A 16,220-nucleotide genomic window follows, 5' to 3' on the forward strand; every position below is an offset into this window, starting at 1 on the left:
AGGCCGGATCACTTTGAATTGCGCACGGTAGGAGCGTTATAGTTTGTACCCGGTTCGTTGCCCTTAAAAGCTGCTACAGGCGATCCGGCAACAGGTGGCGATTTACGGATGTTTTCAGAAAAACCTGATCCCGATCTTACCCCCGATCCACATCTTTACATTCAGGTCTGGGTCTGCATTCTTGTTGTAGAGAAAATTCGGTTGGTAATCGGTGAATATATTCTTGTAGCCCTCTGCTGTGGGATCCGTAAAATAAGCGTTGAAGGTGGCGCCTGCGGTCACTGACAAATGTTTCAGCATCTGAAAATCAACACCGAGGTAAGCCTTGTTGATCATGTTGATGGCATCGAGGTTGTTTCCCTGCACGATCTGGCTACTGGTCAAATCAACATTCAGGAATAATTTTTTGCTTAGCCTGGGCGCGGTGCCGATACCGTATCCGAAGGTCCACAACGTTTCTTCACCATTGAACGTGGATGGCCTGGCGCCTGCCGTGAGGATGTTGTAGAACTGGCGCACCCCTGTGCGGAACGCTACGTTGGTATAAAAGACCTCGTCTGCCGACACCTCGAGCTTGTGGTAACCTTTTAAAACGATGCTCAGCAATCCCACAGGTACACCTTTGATGCTGTCGGTGACATTGAACAATCCCACCTGGGCGCCTTCAACCCGGGTGGCGTAATTCAACACGGGGGCTATCTGCGCGCCCCTCACTTTCTTTCCTGCAACGTTGAGCACACCGGCGATCTGGGCACCCTTCACTTCCTTCGCTGCAAAGTTCAGCACACCCGCAGCCTGGCCACCGTTAACATTCTTTCCGGCCAGGTTCATCACCCCGGCAACCTGAGCACCGCGCACATCCTTTGCTGCAAAATTGAAATTGCCCGCAATCTGCGCCTTTGCACTGCCGGTTGATAAATTAAAAAGTCCGGCAAGATGCGGACTTTCCTGATTCCCTGCGGTGATGTTCCCCACGCCGGCCACCTGAACGGCCCGCGAACCATGCGTGGCAAAGTTCATGACCCCTGCCATCGAAAAATTTCGCACTTCGCCCCAGTTGAAGTTGAACACCCCCGCCAGCTGCGCACCCTCCGTGGTGCCGTAATTGGCGTTAAAGATACCTGCCATCTGCGCCCCCTTCACATCGCCTCCAACAAAGTTGAATGAGCCCGCTAATTGTGCGCCCTCAACATCTCCGCGGATGATATTGAATGCACCACCAAGCTCGAACTTGCGCACACCCATGGCATAACCGCCGATAATATTAAAAGAATATTCGTTGATCACGTTACCGCTCAGCGCATGATTGGTTCCTACAAAAGGTACAAGCGATACCTGCGATTTCCGGTAAAGTGTATCGTTGATGTTGGCGATGTTGGCCTGTTCTTTCGAGAAGATCTTTGTCTTTTTCCAGAAACGCCGAAGCTTTTCGCCCACGCTGTCGGCCAGCGTTGCGATCTTTTCGGTGTTCACCTTCAGGGGAATGTTCAGCAGCTTGCCTGACGAAGAAGGCATCACCAGCAGTGTATCGGTATAGTTCTGTTTGTTGATGGCCAGCCGCAGGTCTTTGGAAGGCTTATCGATCTCGATCTCGAAATATCCGTACGAGTCGGTGACCGTAGATGTGAGTGTTACAGGATCGTAGATACTCACGTGCTTCAACCTTTCGCCAGTAGCCTCATCCACCACGTAGCCTGAATAAAGCTGAGGTTCTTTGGTTGAAGACTTGGCGATGCCTTTGGTGAGGATGACGTACTTGCCCCGCGCTTTGTACTGAATGGTGCCCTGGAAGATCTGATCCAGTATTTCCCTGACGGTTTTATTGACAAAGTTGTAGCTCACGATCTTGTCTGCCTGCAGAATGGAGGGATTGTAGCTGAAGGTGAATCCGCCCTGCCGGGAAATTCTTTTGAGCACATCGTCCAGGCGCTCGTCGTGCAACGCCAGGGTCATGGTACGTTCGAGAAAAGGAGTGCTGTTCTGGGCACGTACCGCCACGCAGCAGAGCATCAGTGCGAGGAATGCCGCTGCAAACAGGGGAGTGGTCTTATTCTTCACAGCCTTTTCCCTCCAGCACAATATCGTTACCAGATATCTTTGTGGTGAGCCCCAGGGTTTCAGCAATGACGTTGGCGATCTCCTCAATGGTCTCGTTGTTGAACGACACCGTAAGCCTGCATTGCTCCAGGTGACTGCCCACTACGATCTTCTTGTTGTATACCTCGTTGAGCTCGTTCACCACCGTGGCAAGGTCTGTATCGCTGAAGATGAAGAACCGGGTCTTATAGGCGGTGACATTGGGATCGGCCTGCTCTACGGTAAAAGTTTTGGAGACCTTGTTGTACACACCTTTGCCGCCAGCCCTGAGATAAAGGCCTGAGTCTTTCTCGGTATAGAACATTACCTCGCCTTCTTCCACCACCACTTCAACAGTGTTCGATTCGGGGTAGGCTTTTACGTTGAATGAAGTGCCGATATCCTTGATCATCACGCCGTCAACGTCGATAATGAATGTCTTGTCATCGTTGTGCTGAATATTGAAATAGGCTTCTCCTTTCAGCTTTACCACGTGCGCCTTTTTCTTTTTGTCGAACGTATAGGCGAGCTGCGTTTCCTTGTTCAGGTATACACCGCTTCCATCGGGCAGGGTATCCGCTTCCGATTTTTGATTGGTGGCAACCTCCATGGAAACCGGTGCCGAAGGTTTCAGCAGCTGGTAAGCGAAGAACCCAACGCCCATTACCAGCAACACACTCGCAGCAATGCGCCACACGAGGCCAATGCCCGAAGGCTGCATCGTTACCGTCTTAGCTGTAGGCTTCTGATGAAGCTTTGACCTCACCTTGTTCCAGGCTGCATCGGTATCAAATTGCGGCAGGTCTTTCACTGTCACAGCGCGGTCGAAGATAACTTTGAACTGGTTGAAGTAGCGCCGGTTAGCATCATTTTCACCCAGCCAGGCTTCTATCCGTGTACGCTCGTCAGCCGAAGCTTCGTGCGACAGGTATTTGCCGATCAGTTCATCAATATGGTTAGAAGTGCTTTCCACGTTAGTTCAAAAATCCGTTCATCAAAACAAGGAGTAAGGGCAGGTAATCCTTTAATTGTTCGCGCATGATCTTCAGCGCTTTGCCCATGTGGTTTTCCACGGTCTTAACCGAGATGTCGAGCTGTTCAGCTATCTCTGCGTATTTCAATTCTTCAAAACGACTGAGCTTGAAGACCAGGCGGCACTGCTCGGGCAGTTTTTCCATGGCATCCTGGATCTTTGCCTCCAGCTCTGATGAGGCCACGGCGTGGGTCACAGAGTCATGGCTATGCGGCGCCAGCGCAACTTCTTCCACGGCATGTTTCTGCTTGATCTTTTCGTGTTTGATCACATTAAGGCAGGCGTTACGCACCATGGCATACAGGTAAGGCCTCACGGCGGTGTGTATGGTCAGGGTATCACGTTTTTCCCACACGGACAAGAACGTGCCCTGTACGATCTCTTCAGCTTCCTCTTTGTCCTGGAGGAAGGTGTAGGCGTAGCTGCACAAAGGTTGATAGTAAGTCCTGAAAATCATCTCAAAAGCAGTTTCATCGCCCGCTGTCAGCGCTTCAATTTGCTGTTGTTCAGGTAAACTCACCGCGTTTTAGATTCTTTTAGGTTTAAAATCGGTGTAATTTACGTTTTTGCGGGTATTTCAGTTATGACAATTGCCCGATGATTAACCCCTACGGTGAAATAAATTAATTTCCGATGACCTCTCCCACCCAAAATGGCGTACCCGGGGCCATGGTCACAAAGCCATCACGCAAGACTTCGTAAGCCCCGTCCGATCTTTTCAACCCGTCAGGGAGTTCAGGCATTGCATAGCCGTGCACCAGAAGCCTGCTTGCGGCCGGAAGCCATTTTTTGTACGATCCGGAAGCGATGCCAGACCACTTTACGGTATCGGTCAGTAAGGTGATCCCCAGCTGTGGCAAAAAAGTGTCGAGCTTATCGAAAAGCGCATCAGCGTTGGCGGTCACGATCGATACTGCCTTTTGCCTGGTACTGATCAGGAAGTACAGGGCCAGATCAACATCCTCGCCGGCATTGTCCGACAGGAATTTTACCGGCGCCTGCGATTCAAGTTTCCGGGCCAGAATTTCGCCGGAGTCGGGTTTTGCGATCACAACATCGATCTTGATACCCCAGTCCAGCACCTGGTCCAGCGCATTTTCAAAAACCATCACCTGCGGAGCCCATTCCAGCAGCGGTTCTATCAGCGGCAGGCCGAGCGCATCCATGATCAGCAGGGCGGGTTCCTGGCCTTCTTTAACAAAATGATGAGAAGACATGTGGAAATACGAAATACGAGGTACGAAGTACGAAGAAAAACCGAGCTTGTGCTACTGAAAGCGGAATTTCCGTACCTCGTACTTCGTACTTCGTACCTGATATAGGTTAATTCTTTTAAATTGCGCCCTATTTTACACCTATGTTATCGGCTGATCAGTGTTATAAGGTTTTCCAGCAAAGCATCGATGATTATCATGTGCACGACAATGTTGACGCACCGATCAAAAATCCCTTTCCGGACGGCAGCTTCGAAGCCCTGCTCTATCACAAGAACTGGATCGACACTGTTCAATGGCACCTGGAAGACATTATCAGGAAACCCGATATTAACCCCTATGACGGTATAGAGATCAAACGGCGGATCGACAGGTCGAACCAGGACCGCACCGATACAGTTGAAAAAGTAGACGACCATTTCCTCGAACATTTCAGGAATGTGAAACCGAAGCCGGGGGCGAGAATGAACTCAGAAACACCGGCCTGGCTGCTAGACCGCATGAGCATTCTGATGCTGAAGATCTATCACATGAAAGAACAGACCGAGCGGAAAGATGCCTCGCCCGATCACATCGCCAGGTGTACACAGAAGCTAAGCGTGTTATTGGAGCAAAAAAATGACATGCGTGCTGCCTATGACGAATTGCTGGAGGATGTATTGAACGGAAACAGGAAATTTAAAGTGTACCGTCAGATGAAGATGTATAATGATACAAGCCTGAATCCGATGTTGTACAACCAGAAAAAGAACGGCCAGTAAACCATAACAGCCGCTTAACGTTTCGTATGATAATCTTCCATTGATCCGTTTTTACCTTCATCTGTGTCATTGAAAAAAATCTTAATTCTTCGTTTTTCTGCCATGGGCGATGTGGTGCTGCTGGTGCCGGTCATACGATCGCTTACGGCAGCCAACCCCGAAGTTGAGATCACCGTTGTTACACGCCCGAAGTTTGCACCTTTTTTTTACGATATGGAAAGGGTGGTGGTCTTCCCCGCAGACGTAGATTACACCTATAATGGCATTTTCGGGATGCGCGATCTTTTTCGCACACTGATCCGGAAAGCCGATTACGACCTGGTGATCGATATGCACGACCACATCAGGACGATCTTCCTGAGAACGTTATTCAAGATCTTCGGCACCGAAGTGGTGGTCTTTAACAAAGGCCGTAACGAGAAAAAGGCATTCGCCCGCAAAGAGAATAAGGTAGTGGCCCCGTTGCCCCACACCGTTGAACGTTACAAGAAGGCGTTCGAGAAGGCGGGCTTTACTTTTGACCTGCTGCCACCGCCGTACTTCAACCTGAACGAGTCTATCAGAACTACGGCCAATGAATGGCTGGCCAAGAAGAGCCTGGAGAAGAAAGAGAAATGGATCGGCATAGCACCGTTCGCCATGCACGCATCCAAGATCTGGCCCCTTGAAAACTACGCAACGGTTATCCAAAAAATACTGGAGAAGATGCCTGCCAAATTTTTGCTGTTTGGCGGCGGACCACGTGAGGTAAAATATTTTGAAAGCCTGAAGGCGAAGTTTCCCGGTCACTGTGAAGTGGTGGCCGACCAGTTGAAGATCAGGCAGGAGATCGCCATCATGCAGAACCTTGACCTCATGTTGTGTGTCGATTCTTCCAACATGCACCTGGCTGCGCTGGCGGGTGTACCCCTGTTATCGGTCTGGGGAGGAACAAATCCTGATGTGGGCTTCGGACCGTTGGGGAAAGGTGAAGAAAGTATCATTCAGATCAGCCGCACTGAGCTGCCCTGCAGACCCTGCTCTGTGTATGGCAGGGAAAGCTGTTATGTCGGAGGATTCCCCTGCCTTACCAGGATCACAGCAGAGAACATAGCCGAAAAAATCCTACAAAGAATTTCCTGATAAATCGATGCCCCAAAAAATTGAAACTGTAATCTTCGATCTCGGCGGAGTCCTGATCGACTGGAACCCACGATACTTATACCGCAAGATCCTGAAAGACGAGGAACAAGTGAACTGGTTTCTCCAAAACATCTGCACCAGCGAATGGAACGACGAGCAGGACGCAGGCAGATCTTTTGAAGAGGCAACCCGCGAGCTGATCAGGAAACACCCCGGATGGGAAGAAGCCATCACCGCCTGGTATGGCCGTTGGCAGGAAACCATCAGCGGACCGATCCAGGAGACCGTAGAGATCCTTGAGGCGATCAAAAAATCGAACGGCTACAGGCTTTATGCGCTCACAAACTGGTCAGCGGAAACGTTTCCATGGGCCCTTGACAATTTTAAGTTTTTACATTGGTTCGAAGGCATCGTGGTTTCAGGCGTGGAGAAAACGCGCAAGCCGTTCCCGGAATTTTACCAGATCCTGTTCGACCGGTATAAGATCGATCCTTCCAAGGCGATCTTTATCGATGATAACATCAAGAACATTGAAGGCGCCCGGAAGATCGGGCTTCCCGCCATTCAATTTCAGAACCCCCAGCAGCTCAGAGCACACCTGACCCAGATCGGGTTATTGAACTGAGCGCACCGGTACTGCGAATTCATGTAATTTCAGGAGGAGGCAATGCAACTTCATGCTTAATTTGCTATCCTTACTGAAAATACTGTTATCATGATCAGAAATTTCTTTACGGTTGCCATCCGTAATTTTCTTCGGCAGAAGCTCTATTCTTTCATCAACGTTTTCGGGCTCGCATCAGGCCTGAGCTGTGCGCTGTTCATTTACCTCTGGGTACATGACGAGACCAGCAAAGACACCTTTCACGCCGATAGTGAGAAGATCTTCTCCGTTATAGCCAACCTTGAATTCAATAAAGGCGAGATCCTGACCTGGCCCATCACACCGGGTCCGCTGGCAGAAGATATCCGCGACAATATTCCCGGCGTTGAAATGGCCGTGCGCACCATGACTACCGGTAACCAGTTGTTTCAATATGAAGACGAAGGCTTTATGGAGAACGGCTATTATGCCGACCCGGATTTCTTCAAGCTTTTCAGCTTCCGCATCCTGAAAGGAAAACCCAATACAGACTCCACAGACATCACCTCTATTTCTGTTTCAAACACGCTGGCTAAAAAATTATTCGGCGATGAAGACCCCATCGGCAAGGTTGTAAAGGTGAACAACCGGACCGATTATACCGTCACCGCCGTGTTTGCCGATGTAAAAGGAGAATCTTCCCTGCAGTTCAGTTACGTCCTTCCTTTCGAAGTGTACAAAAAGAGCCGTGGCGACGGATTCAACTGGGGTAACTACGATCATCCATTGTACCTGAAGCTCAGCGATGCTTCACAGGTGGAAGCGATCAATGCAAGGATCAACGATCGTGTGATCAATATCTCCGATAAGGACCGGGACAATGTTCGTTTTTACATGCAGCCGTTCACCGAGACTTACCTGTACTCACAATTCGAGAATGGAAAACCCGTTGGCGGACGCATCAAGTATGTGAGAATATTTTCCATCGTGGCAGTGTTTATCCTCGTGATCGCCTGTATTAACTTTATGAACATGGCTACTGCCAAAGCCGCCAACCGTGCCAAGGAGGTTGGTGTGCGCAAAGTGGTGGGTGCCCAGCGGAAGTCGCTGATATTTCAGTTCATAGCAGAATCGACAATGATCAGCCTGCTGTCCATGATCCTTGCGCTGGCCGTGGTATACCTGCTGCTGCCCATGTTCAATACACTGGTGTCTAAACAGATCACCGTGAGCATAGCCGATGCTGCTTTTCTTTCAATGGTGCTTCTGATCATTGTGGTTACCGGTTTCCTTGCGGGAAGTTATCCGGCATTCTACCTCTCTTCCTATCAGCCGGTGCAGGTGCTGAAGGGCGGTGCTTCGCAAAACGTGGGCGGCGCTTCGTTGCGCAAGGCCCTGGTGGTATTTCAGTTTGCCCTTACAGTGATCCTGATCGCCAGCTCACTGGTGGTTTACAACCAGATTGAGTTCATCCGCAATAAGAACGTCGGCTATGACCGCCAATCGGTACTTTCATTCAGCGCCCGGGGAAATCTTGGAAAGGATTTTGAAACCTTTAAAAATGAAGCGTTGATGCTTCCAGGCATTGTTAAAGTGTCGAAGGCAAACAACAGCCTGGTGCAGGTGGAAAACCAGAACGGTTCCGTAGGCTGGCCCGGCAAACCCGATAACAGCCAGATATTCTTCAGAACTGTTGTGGTGGATTACGATTTTCTCGAAACCATGGGACTTGAGCTGCAGGAGGGAAGGTTTTTCAAAAAAGAATTCAACGATACCAGCACGTTTATTCTGACGCAACGCGCGGTGGAGGTCATGGGCCTGCAGGAGCCGGTGGGCACTCAGATCACGCAGTGGGGAAATCCCGGAAAAGTGATCGGCGTGGTAAGCGATTTTCACAGCCGGTCCATGCACGAGGCAGTAGATCCCATCGTGTTTATGCTCAAGCCCGAGTGGACAGGTATGGCCTTCGTGAGATTTGAAGGAACAAAAACGAAAGAAGCGGTTGAAGGTCTGGAGAAGCTTTATAAAAAATTCAACCCCCAATATCCCTTTACATATTCATTTGTGGAAGATGATTTTGAAAAGCTCTACAGCAACGAAAAAATAACCGGTTCACTGGCACTTGGATTCACGGTGATGGCCATCATTATCTCCGGCCTCGGTCTTCTCGGGCTTGCCGCTTATACCGCTGAGCGCAGGAGAAAGGAGATCAGCATCCGCAAAACACTCGGCGCCTCTGTAGCAGGTATTGTGTCAATGATGTCAGGCGATTTTATGAAGCTGAGCATCATTGCCGCGGTCATTGGCTGCCCGGTGGCATATTATCTGATGCAGAAGTTCCTGGAGGGATACGCCTATCACACAGACCTGCGCTGGGAGCTGTTTGCCGCTACCGCATTGTGTGTGCTTATCATCTCGCTGCTCACCATTATGTTCCAGGTTATAAAAGCAGCCATCGCAAACCCGGTGGATGCGCTGCGCAACGAATAAAAATGTTCGGACGAAGCATAAAAAATACCCCTGGAATTCCAGGGGTATTTTTGTTTTGAAAGGTTTGGTTTAAGGTTTATTTCGTAAAGTTCAGAACGCTGCGTTCAATAATATCGCAGCACTCATGTACCTGCTCTTCTGTAATAACCAGCGGAGGAGCTAGCCTGATAATATTACCATGTGTTGGTTTTGCCAGCAGACCATTTTTTGCAAAATCCACGCAGAGGTTCCACGCAGTATCGCTCTCAGGTGAATCGTTGATGACGATGGCATTCAGCAATCCCTTGCCCCTGACAAGGCTGATCAGTTTCGATTTTTTGATCAGCGCCTGCATGCGTGCACGGAACACAACACCCAGTCTTTCGGCATTTTCGGCGAGCTTTTCATCCTTGATCACTTCCAGGGCTTCTACACAAACCGCAGCGGCCAGTGGGTTGCCCCCAAACGTAGAACCGTGCTCACCGGGTTTGAGCAGCAGCATAACGTGATCATCGGCCAGCACACATGACACCGGCATCGTTCCGCCCGAAAGCGCTTTGCCGAGGATCAGCAGGTCAGGCCTCACATTTTCATGTTCCGAAGCCAGCATCTTACCGGTGCGTGCAATGCCGGTCTGGATCTCGTCCATCATGAGCAGCACATTATGTTTGCGGCAGAGCTCTTCAGCCGACTTCAGATAGCCTTCGTGCGGCACATAAACGCCAGCCTCGCCCTGGATCGGCTCGATCCACAGACCACACACATGCGGATTCGACAATGCCTTGTCAAGCGCGGCCACGTCATCATAAGCGATGATCTCAAAACCTGGCATAAAAGGTCCGAAGCCTTTTCTGGCTGAAGGGTCAGTTGACGCGGAGATGATGGTGGTGGTGCGCCCGTGAAAATTTTTCGCAACGGCAACAATGATGGCTGTGTTTTCAGGGATACCCTTTTTGAGATATCCCCATTTGCGCGCCAGCTTGATAGCAGTTTCATTGGCTTCGGCGCCACTGTTCATGAAGAGCGCTTTGTGATAACCGAAAGTTTCACAAACATATTTCTCTGCCACACCGAGCTTGTCGTTGTAAAAAGCCCGCGAGGTCAGTGTAAGCTCTTTTGCCTGCCCGATCAGCGCATTGATGATCCGCGGATGACAATGTCCCTGGTTCACGGCGCTGTAAGCAGAAAGAAAATCATAATAACGTTTGCCCTCCACATCCCACAAAAAAACACCCTCGCCCCTGGTGAGCACCACAGGCAGCGGATGGTAATTGTGTGCTCCGTATTTTTCTTCCAGCGAAATGGCTTCACGGCTGGAATGAATCGCTGTCAACATAAAATAAAATGATCGATGATTGTTTACAAAGCTAATCAAATAAGCGCTGAAAAAGCCTAAAAAGGTTATCTTTAATAGCAGATGTCCATCTCCTGACCGCCGAAGGAATTCAAAACCTGACATCACAATTTGTGATCTCAAGCCGGGAACGCGCATGTCACTTTCTATCCTGAAAAATAGTTTGCAGGCTGTCGACTAATTAAAATATCTTTACCCCATGGAAGCTGTTTGGTTGATCATCGGAATAGGAATAGGGGCTGGAATAGCATGGGTAGCAGCTCGTTCAAAATTTTTAGCGAAGCACCAGGGCGCTGCCACCGCCGCGTTGATGGAGCAGGAGAAGAACAAAACCCTGCAAGGCATGCTGCAGGAAATGAAACGCGACATCGAGCTGGAGCGCACCAAAGTGCTGGAGGCCAACAACAGCCTTGCTGCCACTGAAGCGGATTATCGCAACCTGCAGGAAAAGCTCAACGATCAGAGAAAAGAGCTTGAAACCATTCGTGAAAAATTTTCGATGGAGTTCAAAAATCTTGCAAACGATATCCTGGAAGAAAAGACCCGCAAGTTTACCGAACAGAACAAGTCAAGCCTGTTCGAGCTGCTGAAACCGCTGGGCGAAAAGATCGGCGATTTTGAAAAGAAAGTGGAAGAGGCACACAAAGACAATGTGGCCAAGAATTCTGCTTTAAAGGAGCAGCTCGAGAACCTGCAGAAGCTCAACTTGCTGATGACGCGTGAAACCGAGAACCTGACACGGGCCCTCAAAGGCGACAGCAAAACACAGGGTGCCTGGGGTGAGTTCATCCTCGAGAATATTTTGCAAAAATCCGGCCTTGAAAGAGACAGGGAATACACCATCCAGGAGTCTTTTACAACCGAAGAGGGAAGGAAGCGGCCCGATGTGATCATTCGTCTCCCCGAAGGCAGGCAGGTGATCATCGATTCAAAAGTAAGTCTTACTGCCTACGATAATTTTGTCAACGCCAATACAGACGATGAAAAGGTGGTTGCCCTGAAAGCGCACATCGTTTCCATTCGTCAGCATCTTAGGGGACTCTTTGACAGGAACTATCACCGCATCTCCGAAAGGAACCTCGATTTTATCATCATGTTCATTCCGCTCGAGCCGGCCTACATCCTGGCGATTCAAAGTGAGCGTAATTTGTATGAAGATGCGCTGGAGAAGCGGATCGTTTTTGTGAGTCCCTCGCTGCTCATCCCTTCCCTTCAGCTGATCAAGAATGTGTGGAAGCAGGAATACCAGAATCGCAATTCAGCCGAGATTGCCCGGCATGCAACGTCGCTGTACGAAAAATTTGTAGCCTTCACCAATGACCTCATCGATATCGGCAACCAGATCAGGAAAACACAAACGGCTTATGAAGGCGCGATGAGCAAGCTGTCGACCGGCAACGGAAACCTTGTGAAGAGCATCGAACGTTTTAAGACACTGGGAATAAAACCTGTGAAGAACGTTGACCAGCGACTGGTAGACCGCGCCGCAGATCAGGCGGAGCTTTTCGAATAGGTCAGTAGATCCTTCCTACAGATTCTGCGATCATTTTTTTCAGCTCGAGCGGTTCGATCACACCTTGTTTGCTGTATAATATTTTTCCTCCTGGCGCCAGGAACAGCGTATAGGGCAGTGAGCCTTCCCATTTCTTATCGATCTGCTCTATGAATGCGTACTTGTCACCTTTGAAAATATAATTTTTCGTGGAGGCCTGTTTCTTGGTGAGGAAGTTGAGCGCATTTTGTTTACGCGCCAGGTCGTCGAGCGTGATGGTTACCATCTCAAACTCCCGGTTACGGTACATTCTGTTCATGTCTACGAAGTGGGGGAACTCAACCACACACGGCCCGCACCAGGTGGCCCACACGTTGATGAGCTTGTAATTCACACCTTCATTGGCGAGCAGTTTTTTAAGCTGATCGGGATCAAGCTCTTCAAGGCTTACTTTTTCCTTGGCCCATTCATCGAATGCTGCATTGGCATAGTCGCGTTTGGAGGGCCACTTGATGGAGCAACCGAATGTTTTTGTTTTTTCCACGGCCACGGGTTTGTTGGCCAGCAGCGCGTCGAGGGCGTTGCGGGTATCATGCGTTTTTGCCGTGCCGGGTTTTTCGCCGTCATCAATTCTTCCGGTATAACGGAGCTTGCGCTGTGCATCAAAAATGAAGACGTGAGGTGTAGCCTGGGGGCCGTACTTCATGGATACTTCCGAGGTCTTTCCGTCAAACAAATAGGGAAAGTTGAACTGCTTGTCTTTTGCCCTGATCTTCATGTCTTCGAAGCTGTCGCCCAGGTCGGTATAACCCATCTCATCGAGGCGAACCGAAAGGGGATCGTTAGGAGAGATCGCCACCACGGCAACACCTTTGCTTTTATAGTCAGAAGCGAGCTGTTTGATGCGGTCTTCATACGCCTGGGCTGTGGGGCAGTGGTTACAGGTGAACACGATGAGCAGGATGCGGGACGCCTGGAAATCTTTTAATGAATAGGTCTTTCCGTCGGTGGCGGGCAATGAAAAGTCAGGGGCGGTGCTTCCGATCTCCAGCGGTACCGGATCTGTTGAAGCCAGCGTGATCAAAACGGCAGACAACAATAAAAACAGCGTACCGGCTAACGTTTTCATAGCAGTATTCTTTTGTGATACTGAAAATAAGCATTTATAAACGATGATTAAAGAATATTTTGGTGGAAAGGTTTTTATGCGAGATTTGCAGCCGCGTGCCATAAAAACGAACACTTGCGCTCATTTTTTAGTTATAGAAAGTATGAAAATAACCGCTGACAACAAGCTTAAAAAGCTGATCGTGGTGGGTGACCGCGTGCTGATAAAACCTGCCAAACAATCTGAGAAGACCGAAAGTGGATTGTACCTTCCGCCCGGCGTACAGGAAAAGGAAAAGATCCAAAGCGGATACGTGATCAAGGTCGGTCCGGGGTATCCGTTGCCGCTGCCGGCAGACGAAGACGAGGTATGGAAAGGCAAAGACGAGCAGGTGAAATACCTGCCGCTTCAAGCACAGGAAGGCGACCTGGCCATCTTCCTTCAGAAAGGAGCCATAGAAGTGATCTACGAGAACGAGAAGTATTATATCGTTCCGCAGGCATCGATTTTGATGCTGGAGAGAGAAGAAGATCTATGATGTGAACCTGGTGTATATTTAAAACAATCAAGCAATGGCAGGCCTTTCATTCGACGTTCTTCGCACAGGAAAAAAATATCGCCTCATCAACTTCGGCGAAACACATGAGTTTATCGTGGAGAACGTTCTGGCCAACGGTGACTTTAAAGTAAAAGATCTGCTCACCCTCGAACGCTATCGCCTCAAAGAGCTCATCCACTACGGCAAGGGCAAGGATTTTATGCTGGAAGAGATAGAAAACAGTTGACAGTTGACAACAGGGCAATTGACAATAACCGAGAAAGCATCACGCGCATGCTCCGTTTCAATTGGAACATGAACGTGATGCCCACACAAAACGTTGTCAATTGCGACCGATGACTATCGGTCCTTGTCAACTGTCAACTGCTTCACCTTCATTCCAAACAGAAACCTCATCACATTAAACGGCCTGATCAGCACGAAATAAAATGCCACACAGCTGATAAGCGTGAGCAAACTTACCGTCCAGAACTTGGCGAAGATGCTCCACGGGAGCTGGCAGATATAGTAGCCGATAGCGATGATCACGGTTTGGTGAAGGATGTAGAACGGGTACAGCCCTTCATTGAAATGTTTCAGCCAGGGATGAGGTTTGTTGAGGTAATGCTGTCCATAGGCGATGACGGTGATCACGCAAAACCAGCTTACAAAAATAGCCAACACATCAAAGGTGGTCTCTATCTTTTCAAAGCTCCAGGGGAAGTGAATGATCTCCTGGAGGTGAAGGTACGTGGCATAGAAAGGTATCAGCACAAAAACACTCGCGATCAGCAGGTAAGTCCTGTTGGCGCCCACCGATTCCCACAGGCTCTCCGTTGAGTAGCACAACATTCCAAACAAAAAGAAGAGGAAGTAGAATGTAAAATAGGCCCAGTCGTCTATCAGGGCGTGGGTTTCATCAGGGAAGTAAGAGCGAAGGATCACCTGGGTAATGAGAATGAATACCGCGGGCACCAGCAATATGCCGGCCGGGGTTGAGAGTACTGCAGAAACTTTTTTCCTGAAAGCTGCAGACCGTTCTGACCTGAGGAAAACGAGAAAGGGAAGCGCCAGGAGCGAATAAAAGAAAAGATAACAGATGAACCACAGGTGATGCCAGCTGAAACTACCCTGCGGATAGGGTACAAAGTTGAACACCGTTTTATAGAAGTCGCCATAGCTGTTGTATTCTTTGATATGCTCGAAGTAGATCTGGGGTGGGACAACCACAAACATTCCAAAAACGAGGGGGATAAAGAGCCGCTTGAAACGTTCGCGGGCGTATTGTCCCGAGGTTCTTTTACCCAGGGCCATGTACGTGCCGGCGCCTGAAATAAACAACAGCAGCGGCATACGCCACTCGTGCAGCCACACCATCCAGTAACGAAAACTTTCGCTGATCTCATTGTTCTTGATGTGCCAATCCCAGGGATTGAACAGCATTCCCGTATGGAAAAATAAAAGGATGGTGATGGCGATCAGCCGCAGCCAGTCGAGGTCGTTTCGCCTGGCGATACCTGATTTTGCGGTACGTTCGGTTTTGATAACTTCTGTCATAAATAGATTCAATTATACCTCAAACGTACCGTGGAGACGTGCCTTCCCACGACTGTTTCGATAATGACGGCGTTCGTTCTTATAAGATTGCACTTAAAAAGGCCTTTATTTCTGCTGGTTTTGATCCTGAAAATCCCGTTAATCCAAAAAATCGCGGTCCGTTCTCATAATTTTTGCCATTTTAGCATGAAATAGCTTATTAACTTCAATATGAACCGCCTACTCATTTTCCTACTCATCCTGTCGACATTGACGGGCTTCGCACAACCTGCGGAGGACATGCCAGGAGATTTCCTTACCAAAGAATTTCACAAAGAACGCCGGACGAAGCTGCGGGAGAAACTTCCTGCCAACTCGCTGGCTGTCTTTTTTGCAAACCCGGTGCGCAACAGGTCAAACGACGTTGACTATGTCTACCACCAGGATCCCGATTTCTATTACCTGACCGGCTATAAAGAGCCTAACGCTGTGCTCTTTATCTTCAAAGACAAGCAGACCGCTAACAACGGTGCCCAGTATGACGAGATCATCTTTGTGCAGCCACGCAACCCCAACGCCGAAATGTGGACGGGCCGCAGATTGGGTGACGAAGGTGTTAAAACAAGACTGGGCCTGGAGCAGGCTTTCACCAACAAGGAGTTTAAAAAATACAACGTCGATTTTTCGAAGTTTGCGCAGATCCTCTTCTTCGATTTTCAGAACGACGTGCGCAATGAGCAGTACGACTCGGCTGACCTTCACGATCTGATCGAACAATTCAAGGTGAAAGTAAACTACCCGTCTGCTAACGGATCGTTGAGCGTGAACCGCGAGCCTGGTAAAAACAACCTCAATACCACAGACCTCGATGGCCTCATGAGCAGCCTGCGTGGCATCAAAACCACCGAGGAAATGGCCATGATCCGCAAGGCCG

At 49.4% G+C, this 16,220-nt stretch carries 15 protein-coding genes; 8 read left to right on the forward strand and 7 right to left on the reverse strand.

Going from position 1 to position 16,220, the window contains the following annotated elements:
- Positions 1 to 114: 114 nt before the first annotated feature.
- The 4 genes from KK083_RS30220 to KK083_RS30235 all read right to left on the reverse strand — a co-directional run bounded on the left by KK083_RS30220 (position 115) and on the right by KK083_RS30235 (position 4,326).
- Entirely contained in the window at positions 115 to 2,058 is a 1,944-nt protein-coding gene (locus KK083_RS30220) for an STN and carboxypeptidase regulatory-like domain-containing protein (protein WP_254169891.1), read from the reverse strand.
- Positions 2,048 to 3,049, reverse strand: a complete 1,002-nt coding sequence (locus tag KK083_RS32705) for a FecR domain-containing protein (RefSeq protein ID WP_254169892.1) — start codon at positions 3,047 to 3,049, stop codon at positions 2,048 to 2,050. The genes KK083_RS30220 and KK083_RS32705 overlap by 11 nt, the downstream gene beginning before the upstream one ends.
- Before the next feature lies 1 nt (position 3,050).
- Positions 3,051 to 3,629 (reverse strand): RNA polymerase sigma-70 factor, encoded by a 579-nt coding sequence (locus tag KK083_RS30230; protein ID WP_254169893.1) that lies wholly within the window; start codon positions 3,627 to 3,629, stop codon positions 3,051 to 3,053.
- Between the two features lie 103 nt (positions 3,630 to 3,732).
- Positions 3,733 to 4,326 (reverse strand): hypothetical protein, encoded by a 594-nt coding sequence (locus KK083_RS30235; RefSeq protein WP_254169894.1) that lies wholly within the window; start codon positions 4,324 to 4,326, stop codon positions 3,733 to 3,735.
- Between the two features lie 140 nt (positions 4,327 to 4,466).
- Between KK083_RS30235 and KK083_RS30240 the strand changes: the two genes are divergently transcribed.
- The 4 genes from KK083_RS30240 to KK083_RS30255 all read left to right on the forward strand — a co-directional run bounded on the left by KK083_RS30240 (position 4,467) and on the right by KK083_RS30255 (position 9,279).
- A complete protein-coding gene (locus KK083_RS30240; protein ID WP_254169895.1) occupies positions 4,467 to 5,084 on the forward strand; it encodes a DUF4254 domain-containing protein in 618 nt (205 codons plus the stop codon).
- Between the two features lie 69 nt (positions 5,085 to 5,153).
- A complete protein-coding gene (locus tag KK083_RS30245) occupies positions 5,154 to 6,206 on the forward strand; it encodes a glycosyltransferase family 9 protein (RefSeq protein ID WP_254169896.1) in 1,053 nt (350 codons plus the stop codon).
- 7 nt (positions 6,207 to 6,213) lie between these two features.
- A complete protein-coding gene (locus tag KK083_RS30250; RefSeq protein WP_254169897.1) occupies positions 6,214 to 6,831 on the forward strand; it encodes an HAD family hydrolase in 618 nt (205 codons plus the stop codon).
- A gap of 90 nt (positions 6,832 to 6,921) precedes the next feature.
- Complete coding sequence (locus tag KK083_RS30255; RefSeq protein ID WP_254169898.1) at positions 6,922 to 9,279, forward strand: ABC transporter permease; 2,358 nt, start codon at positions 6,922 to 6,924, stop codon at positions 9,277 to 9,279.
- Positions 9,280 to 9,355: 76 nt separating this feature from the next.
- Here the strand turns inward: KK083_RS30255 and rocD are convergent, their stop codons facing one another.
- The gene (gene rocD / locus KK083_RS30260) at positions 9,356 to 10,594 is read right to left on the reverse strand and encodes an ornithine--oxo-acid transaminase (RefSeq protein ID WP_262899650.1); all 1,239 of its coding nucleotides are present in this window, start codon (positions 10,592 to 10,594) and stop codon (positions 9,356 to 9,358) included.
- A gap of 217 nt (positions 10,595 to 10,811) precedes the next feature.
- Between rocD and KK083_RS30265 the strand changes: the two genes are divergently transcribed.
- Positions 10,812 to 12,125 (forward strand): DNA recombination protein RmuC, encoded by a 1,314-nt coding sequence (locus tag KK083_RS30265; protein ID WP_254169899.1) that lies wholly within the window; start codon positions 10,812 to 10,814, stop codon positions 12,123 to 12,125.
- Between the two features lies 1 nt (position 12,126).
- Here KK083_RS30265 and KK083_RS30270 read toward each other — a convergent pair whose 3' ends face one another.
- Positions 12,127 to 13,233 carry a redoxin family protein gene (locus KK083_RS30270; protein ID WP_254169900.1) on the reverse strand — a complete coding sequence of 369 codons (1,107 nt, stop codon included), beginning with the start codon at positions 13,231 to 13,233 and terminating at the stop codon, positions 12,127 to 12,129.
- A gap of 142 nt (positions 13,234 to 13,375) precedes the next feature.
- On the opposite strand from KK083_RS30270, the gene KK083_RS30275 reads away from it, so the two are divergent.
- Together KK083_RS30275 and KK083_RS30280 are read left to right on the forward strand one after the other, a co-directional pair.
- Entirely contained in the window at positions 13,376 to 13,750 is a 375-nt protein-coding gene (locus tag KK083_RS30275) for a co-chaperone GroES (protein ID WP_254169901.1), read from the forward strand.
- 34 nt (positions 13,751 to 13,784) lie between these two features.
- The gene (locus KK083_RS30280; protein ID WP_254169902.1) at positions 13,785 to 13,997 is read left to right on the forward strand and encodes a hypothetical protein; all 213 of its coding nucleotides are present in this window, start codon (positions 13,785 to 13,787) and stop codon (positions 13,995 to 13,997) included.
- Between the two features lie 113 nt (positions 13,998 to 14,110).
- On the opposite strand, the gene KK083_RS30285 is transcribed toward KK083_RS30280, so the two are convergent.
- Positions 14,111 to 15,307 (reverse strand): acyltransferase family protein, encoded by a 1,197-nt coding sequence (locus KK083_RS30285; RefSeq protein WP_254169903.1) that lies wholly within the window; start codon positions 15,305 to 15,307, stop codon positions 14,111 to 14,113.
- 210 nt (positions 15,308 to 15,517) lie between these two features.
- Between KK083_RS30285 and KK083_RS30290 the strand changes: the two genes are divergently transcribed.
- The coding region (locus KK083_RS30290) for an aminopeptidase P N-terminal domain-containing protein (RefSeq protein WP_254169904.1) at positions 15,518 to 16,220 on the forward strand (703 nt) is incomplete at its 3' end.

Origin of the sequence: Chryseosolibacter histidinae (assembly GCF_018598225.1) — a bacterium.
Lineage (GTDB): Bacteria > Bacteroidota > Bacteroidia > Cytophagales > Cyclobacteriaceae > Chryseosolibacter > Chryseosolibacter histidini.

What these genes read in the sequence shown, in the direction of transcription:
- KK083_RS30235 (WP_254169894.1), bottom strand. Translation starts at nt 4,326, where the DNA reads ATGTCTTCTCATCATTTTGTTAAAGAAGGCCAGGAACCCGCCCTGCTG.
- KK083_RS30240 (WP_254169895.1), top strand. Translation starts at nt 4,467, where the DNA reads ATGTTATCGGCTGATCAGTGTTATAAGGTTTTCCAGCAAAGCATCGAT.
- KK083_RS30250 (WP_254169897.1), top strand. Translation starts at nt 6,214, where the DNA reads ATGCCCCAAAAAATTGAAACTGTAATCTTCGATCTCGGCGGAGTCCTG.
- KK083_RS30255 (WP_254169898.1), top strand. Translation starts at nt 6,922, where the DNA reads ATGATCAGAAATTTCTTTACGGTTGCCATCCGTAATTTTCTTCGGCAG.
- rocD (WP_262899650.1), bottom strand. Translation starts at nt 10,594, where the DNA reads ATGTTGACAGCGATTCATTCCAGCCGTGAAGCCATTTCGCTGGAAGAA.
- KK083_RS30265 (WP_254169899.1), top strand. Translation starts at nt 10,812, where the DNA reads ATGGAAGCTGTTTGGTTGATCATCGGAATAGGAATAGGGGCTGGAATA.
- KK083_RS30270 (WP_254169900.1), bottom strand. Translation starts at nt 13,233, where the DNA reads ATGAAAACGTTAGCCGGTACGCTGTTTTTATTGTTGTCTGCCGTTTTG.
- KK083_RS30275 (WP_254169901.1), top strand. Translation starts at nt 13,376, where the DNA reads ATGAAAATAACCGCTGACAACAAGCTTAAAAAGCTGATCGTGGTGGGT.
- KK083_RS30280 (WP_254169902.1), top strand. Translation starts at nt 13,785, where the DNA reads ATGGCAGGCCTTTCATTCGACGTTCTTCGCACAGGAAAAAAATATCGC.
- KK083_RS30285 (WP_254169903.1), bottom strand. Translation starts at nt 15,307, where the DNA reads ATGACAGAAGTTATCAAAACCGAACGTACCGCAAAATCAGGTATCGCC.